The sequence below is a fragment of the Sorangium sp. So ce887 genome (genome assembly GCF_051521455.1).
In the GTDB taxonomy this organism is placed as follows: domain Bacteria; phylum Myxococcota_A; class Polyangia; order Polyangiales; family Polyangiaceae; genus Sorangium.
The window spans coordinates 8,850,374-8,867,629 of record NZ_CP150354.1; the positions used below are offsets into that span (position 1 = coordinate 8,850,374).

At 68.6% G+C, this 17,256-nt stretch carries 15 protein-coding genes; all 15 read right to left on the minus strand.

Features of this window, described 5'->3' with window-relative positions; genetic code table 11:
* Positions 1 to 5: 5 nt before the first annotated feature.
* Positions 6 to 935, minus strand: a complete 930-nt coding sequence (locus tag WMF36_RS33040; RefSeq protein WP_437574762.1) for an aldo/keto reductase — start codon at positions 933 to 935, stop codon at positions 6 to 8.
* A gap of 73 nt (positions 936 to 1,008) precedes the next feature.
* On the minus strand, positions 1,009 to 1,842 hold the full coding sequence (locus WMF36_RS33045; protein ID WP_437574763.1) for an ABC transporter permease: 834 nt from the start codon (positions 1,840 to 1,842) through the stop codon (positions 1,009 to 1,011).
* On the minus strand, positions 1,835 to 2,698 hold the full coding sequence (locus WMF36_RS33050) for an ABC transporter ATP-binding protein (protein WP_437574764.1): 864 nt from the start codon (positions 2,696 to 2,698) through the stop codon (positions 1,835 to 1,837). Before WMF36_RS33050 ends, WMF36_RS33045 begins: the two co-directional genes overlap by 8 nt.
* Before the next feature lie 40 nt (positions 2,699 to 2,738).
* Complete coding sequence (locus tag WMF36_RS33055) at positions 2,739 to 3,734, minus strand: ABC transporter substrate-binding protein (RefSeq protein WP_437581985.1); 996 nt, start codon at positions 3,732 to 3,734, stop codon at positions 2,739 to 2,741.
* Between the two features lie 155 nt (positions 3,735 to 3,889).
* Positions 3,890 to 5,035 (minus strand): sigma-54 interaction domain-containing protein, encoded by a 1,146-nt coding sequence (locus WMF36_RS33060; RefSeq protein WP_437581986.1) that lies wholly within the window; start codon positions 5,033 to 5,035, stop codon positions 3,890 to 3,892.
* A 298-nt stretch (positions 5,036 to 5,333) separates the two neighbouring features.
* A complete protein-coding gene (locus WMF36_RS33065) occupies positions 5,334 to 6,101 on the minus strand; it encodes an ABC transporter ATP-binding protein (protein ID WP_437574765.1) in 768 nt (255 codons plus the stop codon).
* A gap of 18 nt (positions 6,102 to 6,119) precedes the next feature.
* Entirely contained in the window at positions 6,120 to 6,902 is a 783-nt protein-coding gene (locus WMF36_RS33070) for an ABC transporter permease (RefSeq protein ID WP_437574766.1), read from the minus strand.
* Between the two features lie 22 nt (positions 6,903 to 6,924).
* Positions 6,925 to 7,782, minus strand: a complete 858-nt coding sequence (locus WMF36_RS33075; protein ID WP_437574767.1) for an ABC transporter permease — start codon at positions 7,780 to 7,782, stop codon at positions 6,925 to 6,927.
* An 89-nt stretch (positions 7,783 to 7,871) separates the two neighbouring features.
* Positions 7,872 to 8,951: an ABC transporter substrate-binding protein gene (locus WMF36_RS33080; RefSeq protein WP_437574768.1), complete on the minus strand. Its 1,080-nt coding sequence runs from the start codon at positions 8,949 to 8,951 to the stop codon at positions 7,872 to 7,874.
* Positions 8,952 to 8,993: 42 nt separating this feature from the next.
* Positions 8,994 to 10,205, minus strand: coding sequence for a hypothetical protein (locus WMF36_RS33085; protein ID WP_437574769.1), 1,212 nt, complete (start codon positions 10,203 to 10,205; stop codon positions 8,994 to 8,996).
* 474 nt (positions 10,206 to 10,679) lie between these two features.
* A complete protein-coding gene (locus tag WMF36_RS33090; RefSeq protein ID WP_437574770.1) occupies positions 10,680 to 12,188 on the minus strand; it encodes an amidohydrolase family protein in 1,509 nt (502 codons plus the stop codon).
* 592 nt (positions 12,189 to 12,780) lie between these two features.
* Entirely contained in the window at positions 12,781 to 13,413 is a 633-nt protein-coding gene (locus WMF36_RS33095) for a DUF6151 family protein (protein ID WP_437574771.1), read from the minus strand.
* A gap of 86 nt (positions 13,414 to 13,499) precedes the next feature.
* Positions 13,500 to 14,342, minus strand: coding sequence for a carbohydrate ABC transporter permease (locus WMF36_RS33100; RefSeq protein ID WP_437574772.1), 843 nt, complete (start codon positions 14,340 to 14,342; stop codon positions 13,500 to 13,502).
* On the minus strand, positions 14,335 to 15,324 hold the full coding sequence (locus WMF36_RS33105) for a carbohydrate ABC transporter permease (RefSeq protein WP_437574773.1): 990 nt from the start codon (positions 15,322 to 15,324) through the stop codon (positions 14,335 to 14,337). The genes WMF36_RS33100 and WMF36_RS33105 overlap by 8 nt, the downstream gene beginning before the upstream one ends.
* Positions 15,324 to 16,688, minus strand: coding sequence for an ABC transporter substrate-binding protein (locus WMF36_RS33110; RefSeq protein ID WP_437574774.1), 1,365 nt, complete (start codon positions 16,686 to 16,688; stop codon positions 15,324 to 15,326). Before WMF36_RS33110 ends, WMF36_RS33105 begins: the two co-directional genes overlap by 1 nt.
* Positions 16,689 to 17,256 lie beyond the last annotated feature (568 nt).

Below are 17,256 nucleotides of genomic sequence, written 5' to 3' on the forward strand. Positions count from 1 at the left end.
TCCCCTCAATGACCCGACACGTCGTCGACCCGCGCAAACGCCTCGATCAGGCGCTCGCGCGCCCTCGCCGTCAGCGGCGGGGCGTCGATCGACCGTGCGTTCTCCAGCAGGTGCGCCACGCTGCTCGTCCCCGACAGGATCACGTGAGCGCCTGGCTCGTCTCTGCAAAAGCGGTACGCCGCGTCCGGCAACGAGGAGATGTCCTCCCCCTCCAGGAGGCCGTCCAGCCCCTCGGCGGCGAGCTCGGTCGACACCTTGCCCCGCTCTGCCAGGTCGGCGAGCAGCTCTCTCAGCCGCTCGGGTTGGCTCAGCGCGCGCCGGACCGCGAACATGATCAGCGTGCCGACGTTCTTCGCCCGCGTCAGCGGGAATACGCTCGTCCGCGCCGACTGGTTCAGGAGGTTGAACCCGACCATCACGACGTCCCAGAAGTCGTCTCGAAGCGCCTGCTCTAGCATCGCGTGCGACGGGTCGGCGGCGAACGCCTCCGTGATGCCGAGGAACCGGATCTTCCCCTGCTCGCGCAGGCGCAGGAGGACAGGGACGATCCGCTCGCGCAGGTCGGCATAGTGGTGCGGGAGCACGCCGTGCAGATGATAGACGTCGATGTGATCCGTGCCGAGCCGCCCGAGGCTCGCGTGCAGCGACGAGACCACGTCCTCGGGCCGCACGGGCGCATCGAGGCGAGTCGTCTTCTTCGTCGAGAGCACCACGCGCTCGCGCGGCACCTCGCGGAGCGCCTTCCCGAGGAGCGCCTCGGTCCCGTACGCCTCCGCCGTGTCGATGAAGCTCACGCCCCGCTCGATGGCTGCATGGACGAGCCGGAGCGAGTCGGCCTCGGCGATGCGCCCGGAGCCGAGCCGGCTGTCGCCGCCGGCGCCCAGACCGAGCACGCTGACCTCCAGGCCGGTTCGACCCAGGATGATGCGATTCACGTGGTCCTCTCTTTCTGTGTGCGGGGGTGAGCGCCAGGGCGCCCCGACGCGGGGCGCTCGCGCGGCCGCGGGCTCACTCCTTCGGAGCGACCTTCCACGACGTGAAGCGCCGCTCGACGCGCATGAGCAGGTGATTGAACGCCAGCCCGAGCGTCGTGATCGTCAGGATGCCGACATACATGCTCGGGATCTGGAAGTTGTACTGTGCGTAGATGATGAGGTAGCCGAGCCCCGCCTTGGCCCCGATCATCTCCGCCGCGACGAGGACGAGCAGGGAGTACGCGCCCGAGAGGCGAATACCCACGAAGATCGTCGGGACGGCCGCCGGCAGGATCACCTTGCGGAACAGCTGGAGGGGCGAGAGCCCCATGGTCCGCGCCGACTTGATGAGCAGCGGATCGACCCCGCGCACCCCGCTGATCGTGTTGAGGAGGATCGGCCACGTGCACGAGTAGATCACGAGCGACACCTTGGAGGCCTCGCCGATCCCGAGCAGGAGGAGGAACACCGGCAAGAGCGCGAGCGCCGCGGTGTTGCGCAGCACCTCGAGCAGCGGGTTGATGGCGTCCGCCACCCCCTTGTACCACCCGATCGCGAGCCCGAGCGGCACGCCCATCACGATCGCGAGGCTGAAGCCGAGCAGGGAGCGCGACAGGCTCGCCTTGATGTGGCTCAGGAGCTGCCCGTTCTGGAGGAGCTGCCACCCGGTCGCCAGGACCTCGGAGAGCGGCGGCAAGAACGCCGGCTCCACGAGGCCCACCCGCGGCGCCGTCTCCCAGATGGCGGCCACGAGGAGCAGGATCCCGGAGCGGGCGACGGCGCGGCCGAGCCACCTCCCCACGTCGGAGAGGAGGTGCGTCGGCTGCGCCTCTTCGCGCAGATCGAGCGATTGTTCCAGGCTAGCCATTGACCGCGACCGCGACAGCGCGGCTCTCCACTGCGAGCTTGAGCTTCTTGCTCCGCTCCTGTTCCTCTGCCCTGAGCACCTCCTCGCGCAGGAGCGTCCAGATCTCGTGGCGCAGCCGGCCGAACTCCGGCGTCGACCGCGCGTCGTCGTAGCCCCGGAGCTCCTGCGGGATGTCGATGACCCGCTTCACGCGGCCGGGCCGGGAGGTCATGACCGCGACCCGCTGACCGAGGAACACCGCCTCATCGATGCTGTGCGTGATGAAGAGGATCGTCTTGCGCGACTTCTCCCAGATCCGGAGCAGCTCGGCCTGCAGCGACTCCCGCGTCTGCGCGTCGAGCGCCGCGAACGGCTCGTCCATCATCAGCACCTCCGGGTCGTAGGCGAGGCTCCTGGCGATGGCCACGCGCTGCTTCATGCCGCCCGACAGCTCGTGTGGATGCCGATCCTCGAAGCCCGAGAGGCTGACCAGATCCAGGTAGCTGCGGGCGATGTCCCGGCGCTGGCCCACCGGGACGCCCTTGGCCTCGAGGCCGAACTCGACGTTCTCGAGCGCCGTCCTCCAGGGGAAGAGCGCATACTGCTGGAACACGATCCCCCGGTCGAGGGCCGGGCCCGTGATCGGCTTGCCGTCGAGCAGGAGCTTCCCGCTGCTCGGCTTGGACAGCCCGCCGAGCAGGTCGATCAGCGTCGATTTACCGCAACCGCTCGGCCCGACGAGGACCATCAGCTCGCCCGCCCTCACGTCGAGGCAGAGGTCCTCGATCGCCGTGAACCGCGCGCCCTCCTTCGACCCCGACGGCCCCTTGACGGCGAACGTCTTGCTCACGTTGTGAAACTCGATCTTGTTGCTCATGCCGCCTCCTACTGCCATCCTCGACGAGGGAAAGGCCGCTTCAAGGGCCGCCCTTCCAAAACGGGTTGAACTCGTTCGTGTAGATATCGCCCAGCCCGACCTGCCCCTGCTTGAGCTCGCCGTCCCTCACCAGCCAGTCGATCCACACCTGAAATTCGCTCTGCGCGATGACGCCCCCCTTGCCGGCCACGCCCGTGCTCCGCCAGTACTTCAGCGCGTACCCGTCCTCGTGCCGGCCCCTCTTCGCGACGATCTGCTCGAACCGCGCGACGACCTCTTCCCGCGGCGTGGTCTGGGCCCAGTCGATCGCCTTCGACACCGCCTCCACGAACTTGCGCGCGGTCCTCGGGTTGTCGCGGATGAACCGCTTCGTGAGCACGTAGCTGCCCGCGGTGAACGCGCCGAAGAGATCGTAGTCCGTGAACAGCGGGTGAACCCCGCCCCGCTCCAGCGCCTTGTCGCGCAGGATGCCGCCGAGCGTGGCGACGTCGACCTGCTTCTGCCGGAGCGCGAGCTCGCCGTTCACGGGCGGGAGGACGACCAGGGTCACCTGATTCACCTCGTCGCGGCTCAGCCCGTTCCTGAGCAGGTACTCCTTCAGGATGAACTCCGAGTGAGCGCCCAGCGTGTTGACCGAGATCTTCTTGCCGATGAGATCCCGCGGGCCCTTGATCGGGCTGTCGTCGAGGACGTAGAAGCCGCTCCAGGCCTCCTTGTCCACGCCGTAATAGCCGATCACCGCCTTGATCGGCGCCCTGGCCGCGAACAGCTTGATCACGGCCCCGTTGAACGCCCCGCCGAAATCCGTGTCTCCCGTCACGACCGACTGGATGTTGTGGGGTCCGCTGATGGAGCTGCCGACGAAGCTCAGCTTGATGGGCGCGAGGAAGCCGAGGTCCTCCGCGAGCTCGGGGAACGAGACGGCGCCGCTCCCCGCCTCGTAGCGGAGCTCCAGCTTTTCGTAGCCGTCGGCGCCGCCGCCCGCCGGAGCGGAGGCTTCCCTGGAGCAGCCGAGCAGGACGAGCGCGACGAGCATCGCCGCGAGGCTCGTCCAGGCGGCCCCGGGACGGCGCCGGTGGCTGGCAGGGGTGCGGCCAGAGAGCCCAAACGCGCTTCGCAAGTCACGCTCCTCCTGCATGAAGACCACCGCACCTGAAGCGACCCGGCGCCCCCCGCGACCCTGTGCTGAGCTCATCCAAGCGCGGCCGCGGGGGCGCCCGTCTCGATCTTGCCGGAGTGGTTGAGAGGGCCGCCCGCCCCGCACGCGGCTGCGCCAGGGGCGGGGCTGCACGAGCGCGATCGCCGCGCGAGCTCGCCGAACTGGGCGAGGCGAGCGCGCACCACGTTCCGGCTGATGCCGAGCAACCTCGCGGTCTGGAGCTGATTGCGCTCGCAGTACTGGTAGGCGGCGCGGATGATCGTCTCCTCGACGTGCTCGTAGAGGTTCGGGACATTCTGGTCGAAGAGGTCGAGCAGCGCGTCCTCCAGCGAGCTCCGCTGCGCATTGCCGGGCGGCGGCGCCGGCGTCTTCGGCTGGAGCGTGGAGAGCCGCAGATCGGCCACGGCGATCCGGCTGCCGTGGCACACAAGGAGGGCGTGATGGATCGCGTTCTCCAGCTCGCGGATGTTGCCAGGCCAGGGGTGCTCGACCAGGCGCTCTGCGGCCTCCCGCGAGAGCGCGACGGGGCCGGAGCCGAGCCGGGTCGTGTACAGGTCGAGGAAGTAACGCGCGAGCGCGAGGATGTCGCCGGGCCGCTCGCGCAAAGGCGAGAGCGCGAGCGTCGCGACATTCAATCGATAGAACAGATCCTCGCGGAATTTGCGCGCGACAACCGCCTCTTCCAGGTTGACGTTGGTCGCCGCGATGAGCCGCACGTCGATGGGTATCGGCTGGCGCGACCCGAGCCGCACGACCTCGCGCTCCTGCAGCACGCGGAGCAGCTTCACCTGCAGCGGCAGCGACAGATCGCCGATCTCGTCGAGGAACAGCGTGCCGCCGTCCGCCGACTCGAACCAGCCCGCCTTGGCCCCGATCGCCCCGGTGAACGCGCCCCGCTCGTGACCGAAGAGCTCGCTCTCGATCAACGATTCGGACCACGCACCGCAGTTCACCGTGACGAAGGGCTCCTTGTTCCGGCGGCTCAGCTCATGGATGTGGCGGGCGACGATCTCCTTCCCCGTCCCTGTCTCGCCCGTGATCAGCAGCGTCGCGTCGCTCGGCGCGAGCTGGTGGATGCGTTCGAGCAGCTCCCGCGATCGCGGGTCCTCGAAGACGAATGCCCTCGCGCGGACCGATGCTGGAGTGGAACCGACGTGAGGGAGCGCAAGCAGCGGTATTGTCATAGACGTTCGCCGTGTACTTCACCAACGGATGCGTATCCATTATAACGGATGAACCGGTCTTGCCAAGCGACAACTCGCATCGGTGAGGCGATTGCGCGGCCCGCCGGGAAAATCGGGGGCCGGCGCGGCACGGCGGCTGCCCGCGGTGAACGTTCACCTCCGCGCACCGCAGCGCCCCGAATTACACTAACAATGGAATCTGTTGGTACTGTCAGCGATCGCGGCGATCGGCAGAGGATCACCTGGAAGAGCGCCACCCGAGGCCAGGGAGCTCCCTGCCCCGCCCGAGCTCCTACGAGCCTCTCGGCGTCTCGAGGATGTAGCTGCGCACCTCGTCCGCGATGGTCTTCAGCGCGTGGTCCGTCCGATCGCGCGGGTGCGGGACGTCGACGGGGACGACGCGCTTGATGCGCCCCGGCCGCGGCTGGAGCACGACCACCCTGTCGCCCAGGAACACCGCCTCTTCCACGTCGTGGGTCACGAGGACCATGGTGATCCCCTCCTGCTGCCAGATGCGCTGGAGCTCCTGCTGCAGCTTCGTGCGCGTGAGCGCGTCGAGCGCGCCGAACGGCTCGTCGAGGAGCAGGATGCTCGGCTTGTTGACGAGCCCGCGGGCGATGGCCGCCCGCTGCGCCATCCCGCCGGAGAGCTGGTGCGGATAGGCGCGCTCGAAGCCGGACAGGCCCACAAGCACGATGTGCTCCTTGACGGCCCGCGCCTTCTCGTCGTTCGACCACGTCGAGTTCTCCAGCCCGAGCGCCACGTTCTGCTCGATGGTGAGCCACGGGAACAGCCGGTGCTCCTGGAACACGATGCCCCGATCGAGGCTCGTCCCCCGGACGCGCGATCCGCCGACGAGGATCTCGCCCTGGTAGTCGTCGTCGAGGCCGATGACCAGCTTGAGGAGCGTCGATTTGCCGCACCCGCTCGTGCCCACGATGCTCACGAACTCGCCGGGCTCGATGGTCAGGTTCAGCCCGTCCAGGACCGGGAGCACCTCGTCCTTGACGACGTACTTCTTGCTCACATCTCGAATGCTGATGACTTCGGGCTCACTCATGATCGACTCCTTGAATTGTCACACGCTGCGGACGCGCCAGCGGAGCAGGCGGCTCTCCACGACCGAGGCGACGGTGTTCAGCCCGAACCCGACGAGGCCCGTCACGATCACCCCGAGCAGCACGATGTCCATGGCGAACCGCTCGCGTCCGTCGGTCATCAGGTTGCCCACCCCCGGAGCGGGCTCCAGCAGGTACTCGGCGCCGATGGTGCCAAGCCACGCATAGATGAGCGCCTGCTGGACGCCCGCGAAGATCGACGGCGTGGCCGCCGGAAGGATGACCTTGCGCAGGACCTGCCAGCGCGAGAACCTGAACACGCGGGCGACCTCGATGTGCTCTATCCCGACGCTCCGGACCCCCTCGTGGGTGTTCACGACCACCGGATAGAACGCCGCGAGCGCGATGAAGACGACCTTGGCGGCCTCGCCGGACCCGAGCCACACGGACATGAGCGGGATCCACGCGAACAGCGCCACCTGCTTCGCGGCGTGGAAGCTCGGGCCGAGCAGCCGGTCGGCGAGGCGCGACAACCCCATCGCGCCGCCGACCAGGAGGCCGAGCGTCGTACCCAGGGTGAACCCGGCGAGATCCCGGGCGAGGCTCGCCTGCAGGTGTTCGAGGAGACCGCCGCTCGCGAGCTGCGCCTTCGCGGCCGCGAAGACCGCCTGCGGCGGGACCAGGATGTGAGTATTGACGAGGCCATACGCGCAGGCGAGCGTCCAGCCCGCGAGCAGGGCGATCGGGAGCGACAGACCCCGGCGCGCCCTCGCGCCGATGAAGAAATGAGCTTTTGAGTTCATGATAGGACCACCTCGCGAGAGGTCAGACCGCCCCGCGGCGCCAGTGGAGGAGGCGCGCCTCGATCTTCCCGAGCCCCGAGTCGAGCAGGAGGCCGACGACGCCCACGACGAGGATCGACGCGAGCACGAGGTCGAGCTGGAAGAGCTGCCGCCCCCACACGATCAGGTACCCGAGCCCCTCGGACGACGCGAGCAGCTCGACGGTCACGAGCGCGAGCCACGCTTGCGTGAGCCCGTACCGTATCCCGACGAAGATCGAGGGGACCGCCGAGGGGAGCACCACCTTGCGGAGCAGCTGCGCGCGCGAGAACCGATAGACGCGCGCGACCTCGAAGTACGAGCGGGGCACGCCGCGGATGCCCTGGAGCGTGTTCAGGGCGATCGGGATGAGGCTCGCCTGCGCGATGAGGATCAGCTTGAGCGGCTCGCCGATGCCCACGATCATCATGAGCAGCGGCAGCCAGCCGAGGACGGGCACCTGGCTGAGCGCCTTGAACGTCGGATGCAGGTAGTCCTCGACGCGCCGCGAGAGCCCCATGCCGACGCCGAGCAGCAGGCCGGCGGCGCTGCCCGCGGCGAACCCGGCGAGCACGCGTCCAAGGCTGATGGCGATGTTGCTGGGCAGGTCCCCCGTGCGCACGAGATCGACGAGGGTCGCCCAGACGACGCCCGGCGCGGGGAGGATCTGCGGCGGGACGAGCTCGCGCTCCGCCGCCACGCTCCACGCGACGAAGAGCGCCGCCGGGAGGCAGAGCCCGAGCGCCGCGCTCGCCGCCTTCGACCCGAGCCGCGAGACCGCCGTGCCGGGGAGCGCCGCCCGCGACGGCGCGAGGTTGTACGCAATGTCCGGCTGATCGCTGTGAACTGTGGACTGAGTCATCTCTTGAGTGCCTTTCTCACAGCGCGACCGCCGCCTGGCTCACGGCGGCGGTCGCGCTCGGCTATCCGGCTTTGAAGCGCGAGCGGAGCTCAGCTGCCGGGGCGCTTCAGGTTGCCGCCCGCGTCGAACTCCGGCCAGTAGCGCTCGAGGTTCAGCTCCTTGAGCGCTTCCCTCAGGAAGCGCTGATCGATCCACGCGTCGACGTCGAACGTGTTCCGGATGAGCCCGAACTTCTTCGCGTCGGCGACGGCGCTCTTGTAGCGGGCGATCAGGAACTCGTCGAAGAGCGGGCTCGAACGGACCTTCAGCGACTCGCCCGTGTGGTCCTCCTTGTAGTTCGCGAAGGGCACCCCGGACTTCGACCACAGCTGGTAGACGGCGGCCGGGTTCTTCTCGTTCTCCGAGACCCAGTGGGCCGCCTGGACGAGGACCTTCACCACCCGCTTCGTGGCGTCCGGGTACTTGTTCGCGAACTCCTCGGTGACGATCAGGTGAGCGTTCCGGAGGAACGTCGGCGACTGGTTCTTTGTCGAGTAGACGATCTTCACGATCCCCTGGTCCCTGAGCGACAGGAGGTCGGCCCCACCGAACGCAGCGTCGATGTCCTTGGTCGCCAGCGCCGCCTTGGCGGTCGCGGTGTCCATGTTGATGACGCGCAGGTCGCGCTCCGTCAGCCCGCTCCCCGCGAGGATCTTCGCGATCGCGAGCTGGATGTTCGTCCCCTTGAAGATAGCGACCTTCTTCCCCTTCAGGTCGGCCAGCGACGTGACCGGGGAGTCGGCGGGCACCGCCAGGTACGTGTGCTGCCGGATGGCCGTCCCCGCGAGGAGCTTGGTCTTCAGCCCCCCGGCCCTCCCGATGGTCGACGGGAGATCGCCCTGCAGCGCGAAGTCGAGGAGGCCGTTGGCATAGGCCTCGTTCACCGCGGGGCCAGCCCCCCGGAAGAACGACCACTCGATCTTCACGTTGTCGCGCTTGAACTCCTCCTCGAGGAGCCCTCGCCCGTGCACCACGCTCAGGCTGCTCCCGCCGACGACGGGCCGGTTGCCGACGCCGACGCTGGCGAACCCGATCCGGATGACCTTCGGCGCGTCCGCGAGGGCCGCGCCCGCCGGGAGCGCCAGGAACACCACAAAAGCGAGCTTCAGTATCGTGATAAGTCTTTTCATGAAGTGCCTTCTTCCTGCATCTGTCTACGGGCGAAATGGCGACTAGAAGCCGCCCTGGAGCTGAGCGAGCACCTCGTTCCCCGCCCCGAGCGTGTCCGCGCGGTCGTCTCGCCTGTTGTAGTTCAGCTGAAATTTCGACGTCTCCGCGAAGAACACGTTGAGACCGAGCGTGTAGGTGTCGACGCGGCTCCTCGCCTGGTCGAGGTCCGGATCGAAGGTGTCGATGCGGACGAACGGCTGGTAGGTCTTCGGCCACCAGTCGTCGTACCTCCCCTGGTTCCTCATGCTCTTCAGGAACTGCGCGCCGAAGCTGTAGAAGAACGTCGCCACGTGCGCGACGCTCTGCAGCTCGGTCTTCCGCGGGTCCTCGGCCGTCGTGCCGAGCGTCACCGCGTCCTGGCCGTAGATGAACTCGTACGTGATCCCGAACGGGAAGTGGTTGTAGTAGAGATCGGCGCCGTACCGGCGCTTGATCCCCTTCCCCGACAGCGTCTTCTTCTCGTCCTTGAGGAACGTGTTCTGCCAGCCGAAATAGACGCTCCCGCCCAGCGTGATCTGCCGGAGCCACGAGTGGTAGTCGGTCGGCACGGTGAACGCGAGGCGCCCGATGAAGTCCTTCTCGGTGTTGTCGTCGGTCGTGTTGGGGCCGTTCCCGTCGATGACGCCGAGCGCGTACGCCAGCGTGCCGACGCGGTAGTCGTAGCCGTAGTCGACCTGAGGGAACAGGTCGCCGCGGATGATCAGCCCGATGTCGCGCCGGGCGAGCCCCAGCCTGCTCGTGAACTGGGCGTTGGTGATGACCGGCTTGAGCTCCTCGTTGGCCGGCACCTCCAGGCCGAACGGCAAGAGCTGCTGCCCCAGGGTGATCAGGAGGGTGGACTCTTCCGGGCTGATCGTGGGGACCGGAGAGTACGAGATCTGCGCGTCGAGGAGGTTGAGGAAGCTGTTGTTCGTGGCCTGCTGCGGCGAGGCGCCGAAGCGCAGCTGGTAGGTCAGGTTGCGCCCTTCCTCGTAGTCTCGATAGAGCGAGCCGTTGAACGAGAGGAGCGCCGCGCCGATGCTGAAGGTCACCCTGCGGTCATTCACGGTCGCAGAGTTCACGGGCTCATCGCTCCACCCGACGCGCGTCTGGACGACCCCTCCGATGAGGAGGCCGCGGGTCGTGCGGGCGGTGTGCAGGTCCTGCTCGCGCTGCCATTGAAACTTGAAGTTTTCTACATCGGAGCTCAACCCCCGCAGATCGTCCTGCGTCACCTCGTTGGGATCGTAGTCCGGTATCTCGGCCGCGGGCTCCGCCGCCGCAGCGCCAGCGCCTGGCTGCGGCGCCGCGGCGTCCCCCGGAGGGGAGCCCGCGCCGGGTGCGGCCGGCTGCGCTGCGCCGGGTGCGGCGGGTGCTGCGCCGGGTGCGGCGGGTGCTGCGCCGGGTGCGCCGGGTGCGGCGGGCGCTGCGCCGGGTGCGGCGGGCGCCGCCGGCTGCGCAGCGCCGGGGGCGCCCTGCGCGTGTGCCCGTCCCGCGCTGAGGACGAGCCCGCACGCGAGGGCCGCCCATGAAACTCTTCTCGAAGGGTCAAACGTTGTCATCCATCGATCCCGAAAGCTCGTTGTATCGTCACGCATGATTGGAGTGTCGCAGGCGGGTCTACAGGGCCCTGCGGAGCTCGAGGCTCGGCTCCGCGTCGGCGCCGCGCGGGGCTCATGAGATCAGAGCCCCGCGCGGCGCCCGGCCTGTCAGGCCGCCTTTACCTTCCGGAGCTTCTGCTCCACGGCGGTGCCCTTGAAGAACTCGGGGTTCTTGCCGGCGAAGAAGCTGTACGGGTGCGTGAACACGAGGTCGCGGAAGTTCGCCTCCGTCAGCGCCCCGCGCTCGACGAGGCTCCACGTGTCCGCGAGCACCTCGGTGAGGTCCGGAACATCCCAGTGCCCGCTGTCCGACGCCCAGAAGGCGTTGAGCTGCACGCCGAGCGGGTTCACCTTGGTGTTGAACGCGTACGCGATGGTCGGGTCGTCCGCCTCCGAGCCAAAGTAGAAGTTCGGCACGTAGCGATCGCGGATGTCCTCGATCCGCTCGATGCCCGCCGCCGCGAAGTCGTCGAGCGCGCGCGGATCCTGCGGCTGCCGCCGGGAGTTGTTCGACACGCCGAGCGCGCCGCCGAGGACGGCGTTGATGTCGCCGAGGCGCGCCTCGACCTCCTTGCCGCCATACTCCTTGTACAGCGCATGGAGCAGCTTGGCGTCGATGTGATCGGGGTTGTAGTTCTGAACGGCCTTTCCGTTGCGCTTCTCCCAGTGCCCGACGAGATCGGCGTAGAGCGTCGCGCCCCAGGCCGCGCCCCCTTCGAGGAAGCCGACGCGAAGATCCGGGAATCGCCGCGTCACTCCGCTGAAGAAGAGCGACTTCGCCAGCGCCTCCGAGGCAGAGGCGAAGTGGCCGATGTGGTTGTACATGTAGCTCGTGACCGAGCTGCGGCTCGTCCACCCCATCCCGGCGGAGTGGGTGGTCAACACGGTCTTGAGCGCGACCGCCTTGGCCCAGAACGGATCGTAGTTGTGCTCGCTGTCCACGCCGAACGTATCCAGCCAGTTCGCGTGCCGCGCGACGTCGGGATGGTGGCGCGACGGATACTTGTCGGCGATCTCCCGGATGGGCCGGCGGAGGTTGCCCGGGATGAGCGCGACCTTCAGGCCGAGCTGGTTGACCGCGAACTCGATCTCCTCCACGCCCTCCTCCGGGGTGTGCAGCGGGATGGCGGCGACGGGGGTGAGCCGGTCGGCGTAAGGCCGGTAAGCGTCGGCGTGATAGTGGTTGACCGCGCGGACGAGCGCGCGGCGGAGATCCTGCTTGCCCACGTGGGTGGCGAAGGTGGAGACGTTCGGGAACAGAACGGCGTAGTCCGTGCCGGACTCCTCCAGGCGCTCGTGCAGCAGCCGGGGCAGCGACACCGTCGCGAGGTCCAGGGTGTTCTTCGTCGGAAGAGCCCACCACGGCGGGCGCGTCGCGCGCCGGGCGGCGCGCTGCTCCGGCGAGAGCTCGTACCACTCGTTGCTCAGGTAGCCGAAGCCCTGGTTGATGGCCTTGCGGAACTCGTCGACCGCGCTCGCACCGCCGTATTTCGCGATGTAGTCCTCCAGGATCGGCGCGAACTCGATGGTGTGCAGGTCGGTGTCGATGACCGGGTAATCGAGGTTGGCGCGGAGCGCCTTCGAGCGCGACGGCTTCTTGAACTGCGTGGTTCCCATGACGGTATTCTCCTCGCGCGGTCGCCGGCGGGACTGCCGGGCCGCGTTCGCTTGGCCTGGTAAGGTGAGCTCTCGAGCCGGAGCGCCGGCTACCTCGGGTTGCCCTCTGTCCCGTACGAAGGACAGCGGTCCACGAGGCGGATCAGCGCGAGCGACACGGCGGCGAGGCGAACCAACAGGTGCTTCATGGGATTGCGAAGGAGGACAAGCGGGTGCGGCTGGCGTCGCGTCGCTCGTGGTCGAGCCCTCGAAGCCTGGGTCGCGCTCCTCACCGACGCGTGCTCAGCTGGTGCTTGCAGGGGATAGCAGGCGGCGTGCCAAGGCCCGGATCCGTTTTAACGGACGAAACGCCCATGAGGCGGGCAGCGGGTGCTGCGCCAGCAGCAGCTCCGTGCTTCCGGGGTGCTGCGCCAGCAGCACGAGGCGGTGCGGGACGTCGGGTTCAGCCGCGGGTTCGGCGCGCTGGAGGCGAACCGCGAGCTCGTGGCGTGGATGCGGCGGTACAATGCGGACCCGTCGCGCCGCGTGAAGCGAACGCTCGGCGACCGCTACGCCGTGGTCGGCGCGGGGGCTCCCTCCGCGTCCCGGTGCGTCATCCGCGCGCGGGGCGCGGGCCGCACAGCGGGCGCAGCGCGTCGCGCTCGGCCGGGGAAAGCACCGTGACCGGGTGCTTCGGATGGCCGCTCGCGCGATCGAAGAACGGGTGTGGCCACGCCTTGCCGCCGAGCTTCCAGCCAAGGAACTTCCGGATCGTGTGCGCGAGGAGGCGCACGTTCGGCTTCACCGACCCAGGCGGCGGCTCGCCGATCGCGAACTTGCCGAAGACCCCGCCGCGCGACGCGCCGAAGACCTCGTCGCACGGGCGCGCGCTCGGCGCTTGCTGGAACAGCGCGGTGACGATGCCGACGAACGGCAGTCGCGGCGTGAGCGTGTTGCCGAGCGGCGTCTTGCAACAGCTCGCGTACCAGCGATAGAGGCCCTTCGGCGTGAGGCGCACGGCGGTGATGAGCTCGCTGCCGCGGTCGAACGAGATCGACGAAGGAGCGACCTGCACGATGTCCGAGCCGCCGTGCTCGTCGAGCAGGTCGGCGCGGCCGAGATGATGCAGGAATGCCTGACAGTCGTTGCAGTAGCAGACGGCGCGGTTCACCGTGCTCGGCGCGGCATCGCGCAGCCATCCGTGGACCTTTCCGCAACGACACTGGAGCTCGACGTCTCTGGACATGGGGCTCGCATACCATGTCTCGACGGAGCTGTCATAGCTCCTGGTCACGGCCGACCTGGATCGACGCGAACGCACGTCCCGAGCGGTCAGGTCTTCACGGCGCCCGCGGTGAGCCCCTGGACGAGGTAGCGCTGGAGCAGCAGAAACCCGGCCACCACGGGCACGCTGACGACCACCGAGGCGGCCATCACCTGGTTCCAGTAGATGTTCGACTGCGTCGCATACCCCTGCAGCCCCACGGCCAGGGTGCGGCCGTCGTCGTCGGTGAGCACCGAGGCGAACAGGACCTCTCCCCACGCCGTCATGAAGGCATAGATCGCGACCGCGACCACGCCCGGCTTGGCCGCCGGGAGCACGACCCGGAGGAGCGCGGTGAGCGGCCCGGCGCCGTCCACCAGCGCCGCCTCGTCGAGCTCGCGCGGGATGGTGTCGAAATACCCGGCGATGAGCCAGATCGAGAACGGCAGCGAGAACGTCAGGTACGTGAGGATGAGGCCGAGCCGCGTCCCGTGCAGCTCGAGCCCGGTGGCCCGCTCGATCGTGACGAAGAGGAGAAACAGCGGGAGCAGGAAGAGGATCCCGGGGAACATCTGCGTCGACAGCACGGTGGTGAGGAACACGCGCCGGCCCCAGAAGCGGTAACGGCTCACCGCATACCCGGCGAGGATCGCCAGCGTCACCGAGAGCACCGTCGCGGCGGCCGCGACGACCGCGCTGTTCACGAAGTACCGCGCGAGCGGCACGGTCCGCCACATGTCGACGAACGGCTGCAGCGTGACCTCCGTCGGCACCCACGTGAAGGGCCCCTGGACGTCGCGCAGCGGCTTGATCGCCGAGATCAGCATCACGTAGAGCGGGATGACGGTGAAGACCGAGAGCGCCGCGAGCACGGCGCGCCGCAGCCAGACAACCCACGCAGCCTCACGCATGGCGAGCGCTCCTGCCGGTGATCAAGAGATAGCCTGTCGTGACGACGAGCAAAAAGCCGACCAGGAGCACGGACATCGCCGAGCCCAGCCCGAAGTTCCACGTGATGAACGACGCCTGGTAGATGTGGATCGCGATGACGTCGGCCTCCGGCGGCGCCGCCCGCCCGAAGAGCGTGTACGGCGTCGTGAAGTCGTTGAAGCTCCACAGGAAGAGGACGAGCAGCAGCACCTGGTTGACCGGCCGGAGCATCGGGAGCGTGATCGACCGGAAGCGCGTCCACGGGCCGGCGCCGTCGACGCTGGCCGCCTCGTAGAGATCCGACGGGATGGCCTGCAGGCCCGCCGTCACCGTGAGGAAGGCGAACGGCCACGTCCGCCAGATCGCCACCACCACCAGGCTGACGAAGCTGTTGTCGCCGAGCAGCCAGAACGGGCGATCCTGGACCAGGCCGAGCTGATCGACGAGCACCGTGTTCACGATGCCCGTGTCGCGCTGGAGCATGAAGCTCCACGTGATGACGCCGGTGAAGATCGGCATCGCGAACGGGACGAGGAACAGCGTCCGCAGCGCCGAGCGGCCGCGGAACGGCCTCTGCAGCGCGACGGCGGCGGCCGTCCCGAGGAGCCACGAGCCGCCGACCACGAGGACGCTGACGGCGACCGTGACCGCGAAGGAGCGCAGGAGCTCGACGCCGACAGGAGAGCTGAAGTCGACCGCGATGCGGTAGTTGGCGAGCCCCGCGAACGGCGCCTTGCCCCAGTGGCGGATATAGCGCTGCGTGAGCTGGAGGAAGCTCATCCACGTCCCGACGAACATCGGGACGATGTGGACGGCGAGCTCGGCGACGAGCGCGGGCAGCAGGAGGACGTACGGAAACGCCCGCGGCCAGCGCGAGCCCACCCGCGGCCTCGCGACGCCGCGCGCCGCCCCGGCGAGCCCGGGCGCGTCCCCCCCGGCGCCTCCCGCGCTGCCCTCCTGCATTACTTGCCGCTCGCCATCTGCTGGTTGGCCCTGGTCAGCTTGGCGCGGATCGCGGCCTCGTCCACCGCCTTGCCGGAGGCAGCCTCGGCCAGGAGGTCCTTCATGGCCGTGCCCACGAGCGTCTCGAACTGCGCCGTCTCCTCGATCATCGGCATCGACTCCGCCGTCTCGGCGAGCACCTTCTGGAACACCTGGATGTTCGCGGTCTTGAAGCGCTCATCCGAGTAGGCCTCCGTCACGACCGGGAGGGAGTTGAACGCGGCGTTCAGGATCTTCTGCTCCTCGGCGCTGGTCATGAACGCGACGAGCTTGAGCGCAGCGTCCTTGTTCTTGCTGTCCTCGAAGACGGCGATGTTGATGCCGGCGACGTGGCTGTTCACCCGCTTGCCGTTCGCGGGCAGCGGGTCGGGCAGCGGCATCGGCGCCACGCCGTAGGCGTCGCGGGTGAGGCCGTTCTGCTCGATCGCCGTGGCGGCGTAGCTCTGGATCATGAGCATCGCCGCCTTGCCGCCGGCGAAGTCCTTGAGGATCTGCGTGTCGTTCACGTACTCGGCGTTGCTCGGGTTCACGACCTTGTGGACGCCGAGCAGGTCGATGTACTGCTTGACGCCGGTGACCATCTCCGGGTCGTCGAAGCGCGCCTGCTTGCCGTCGAAGATCTTGGCGCCGTGCTGGCGGCCGAACATGAACGCGAAATGGGCGTTCTCGCTGTAGCTGGCGCCCATGATGGCGAGGCCGTAACGGCCGCTCTTCGCGTCGGTCAGCTTCTTGCCGACCGTGACGAGCTCGGCCCACGTGGCCGGCGGCTTCTCGACGCCCGCGTCGGCGAACATCTTCTTGTTGTAGAAGAGCCCGTAAGCGAGCCCGTAGAGCGGCACCGAGGCGGGCGGCTGGCCCGGCGCGCCGGTGGCCGACATGCTCGCCGGGATGAACCGGTCCTTGCCGCCGATCTTGGCGAGCGCCGCGTCATCGAACGGCAGGAACGCTCCGGTCGCCTGGAGCGACGCAGACCACGAGTTGCCGATGTTGAGGACGTCAGGGCCCTTGCCGCTCGTGGTGGCGCCGAGGATCCGGTTGAGCAGGTCCGACCAGGGGATGACCTCGAGCTTGACCTTGATCCCGGTCTGCTTCTCGAACTTGTCGAGCTCGGGCTGCAGGATCTTCTTGTCGTCTTCCACGCTGGGCGCCTGGTTGCTCGCCCAGTACGACAGCATCACCGGCGCGGCCCCCGGCGAAGCCGCCGCGGCCGACCCTGACGGCGAGGACGACGACGACGGCGCGTCGCCCCCGCTCTTGCCGCACGCGGCGGCTCCGACGGCGAACAGGGCAAATGCGGCTACGGCATCGATCGTGCGTGACCTCACGGTGACTCCCTCTCTGTCTGAAGATTCACACCCTGTCGCGCGGGTCGCGAGAGCCCGGGCAGGCTACCCCCTGCGCGGCCGGGCTTGCAACGGGGAGCGGGACGAGCCGCCGCTCGGCGCCCGAACGCGGGCTCACGACAGAGCGCGCGAGCAGAGCACTTAATCGGTTCAGAGTCAACGACCAGGAGCGGGCGGCGCGCCCCGCCCGACCCGGGCTCGCGGGCTCGCGGGCGTGGCCGGCGGCGCGGGGGGAGCGCCGCGCCGCCGGCTCCCGACCGTGTGACGCCGCCATGGCGACCGGGCGACATCATGCACGCGATGCATGACGTCCATGCTGCCTTCGAGCTGGAAGGACGCTGGCGGCTGACATAAACACTCGTCGTCGCGCCGATTCGACGAGACCTCGCGCAGGCGGTCCCGCTGGACAGCCGCGCCTCCCCTTGCGCTCGACGTGGGACCCCGACGGGACGCGTCCTCCGCTGACGTTCGCACCTCGCAGAGCGAGACACGGCACGTGTCCATCGCGTCGAGCGCGCGCCCGACAGACGGAGATCGCAGCCCCACGGGC

Excerpts from the sequence above, each read along its gene's own strand:
- WMF36_RS33045 (WP_437574763.1), bottom strand. The coding sequence starts at position 1,842 with ATGGCTAGCCTGGAACAATCGCTCGATCTGCGCGAAGAGGCGCAGCCG.
- WMF36_RS33050 (WP_437574764.1), bottom strand. The coding sequence starts at position 2,698 with ATGAGCAACAAGATCGAGTTTCACAACGTGAGCAAGACGTTCGCCGTC.
- WMF36_RS33065 (WP_437574765.1), bottom strand. The coding sequence starts at position 6,101 with ATGAGTGAGCCCGAAGTCATCAGCATTCGAGATGTGAGCAAGAAGTAC.
- WMF36_RS33075 (WP_437574767.1), bottom strand. The coding sequence starts at position 7,782 with ATGACTCAGTCCACAGTTCACAGCGATCAGCCGGACATTGCGTACAAC.
- WMF36_RS33055 (WP_437581985.1), bottom strand. The coding sequence starts at position 3,734 with ATGCTCGTCGCGCTCGTCCTGCTCGGCTGCTCCAGGGAAGCCTCCGCT.
- WMF36_RS33095 (WP_437574771.1), bottom strand. The coding sequence starts at position 13,413 with ATGTCCAGAGACGTCGAGCTCCAGTGTCGTTGCGGAAAGGTCCACGGA.
- WMF36_RS33105 (WP_437574773.1), bottom strand. The coding sequence starts at position 15,324 with ATGCAGGAGGGCAGCGCGGGAGGCGCCGGGGGGGACGCGCCCGGGCTC.
- WMF36_RS33090 (WP_437574770.1), bottom strand. The coding sequence starts at position 12,188 with ATGGGAACCACGCAGTTCAAGAAGCCGTCGCGCTCGAAGGCGCTCCGC.
- WMF36_RS33070 (WP_437574766.1), bottom strand. The coding sequence starts at position 6,902 with ATGAACTCAAAAGCTCATTTCTTCATCGGCGCGAGGGCGCGCCGGGGT.
- WMF36_RS33080 (WP_437574768.1), bottom strand. The coding sequence starts at position 8,951 with ATGAAAAGACTTATCACGATACTGAAGCTCGCTTTTGTGGTGTTCCTG.
- WMF36_RS33100 (WP_437574772.1), bottom strand. The coding sequence starts at position 14,342 with ATGCGTGAGGCTGCGTGGGTTGTCTGGCTGCGGCGCGCCGTGCTCGCG.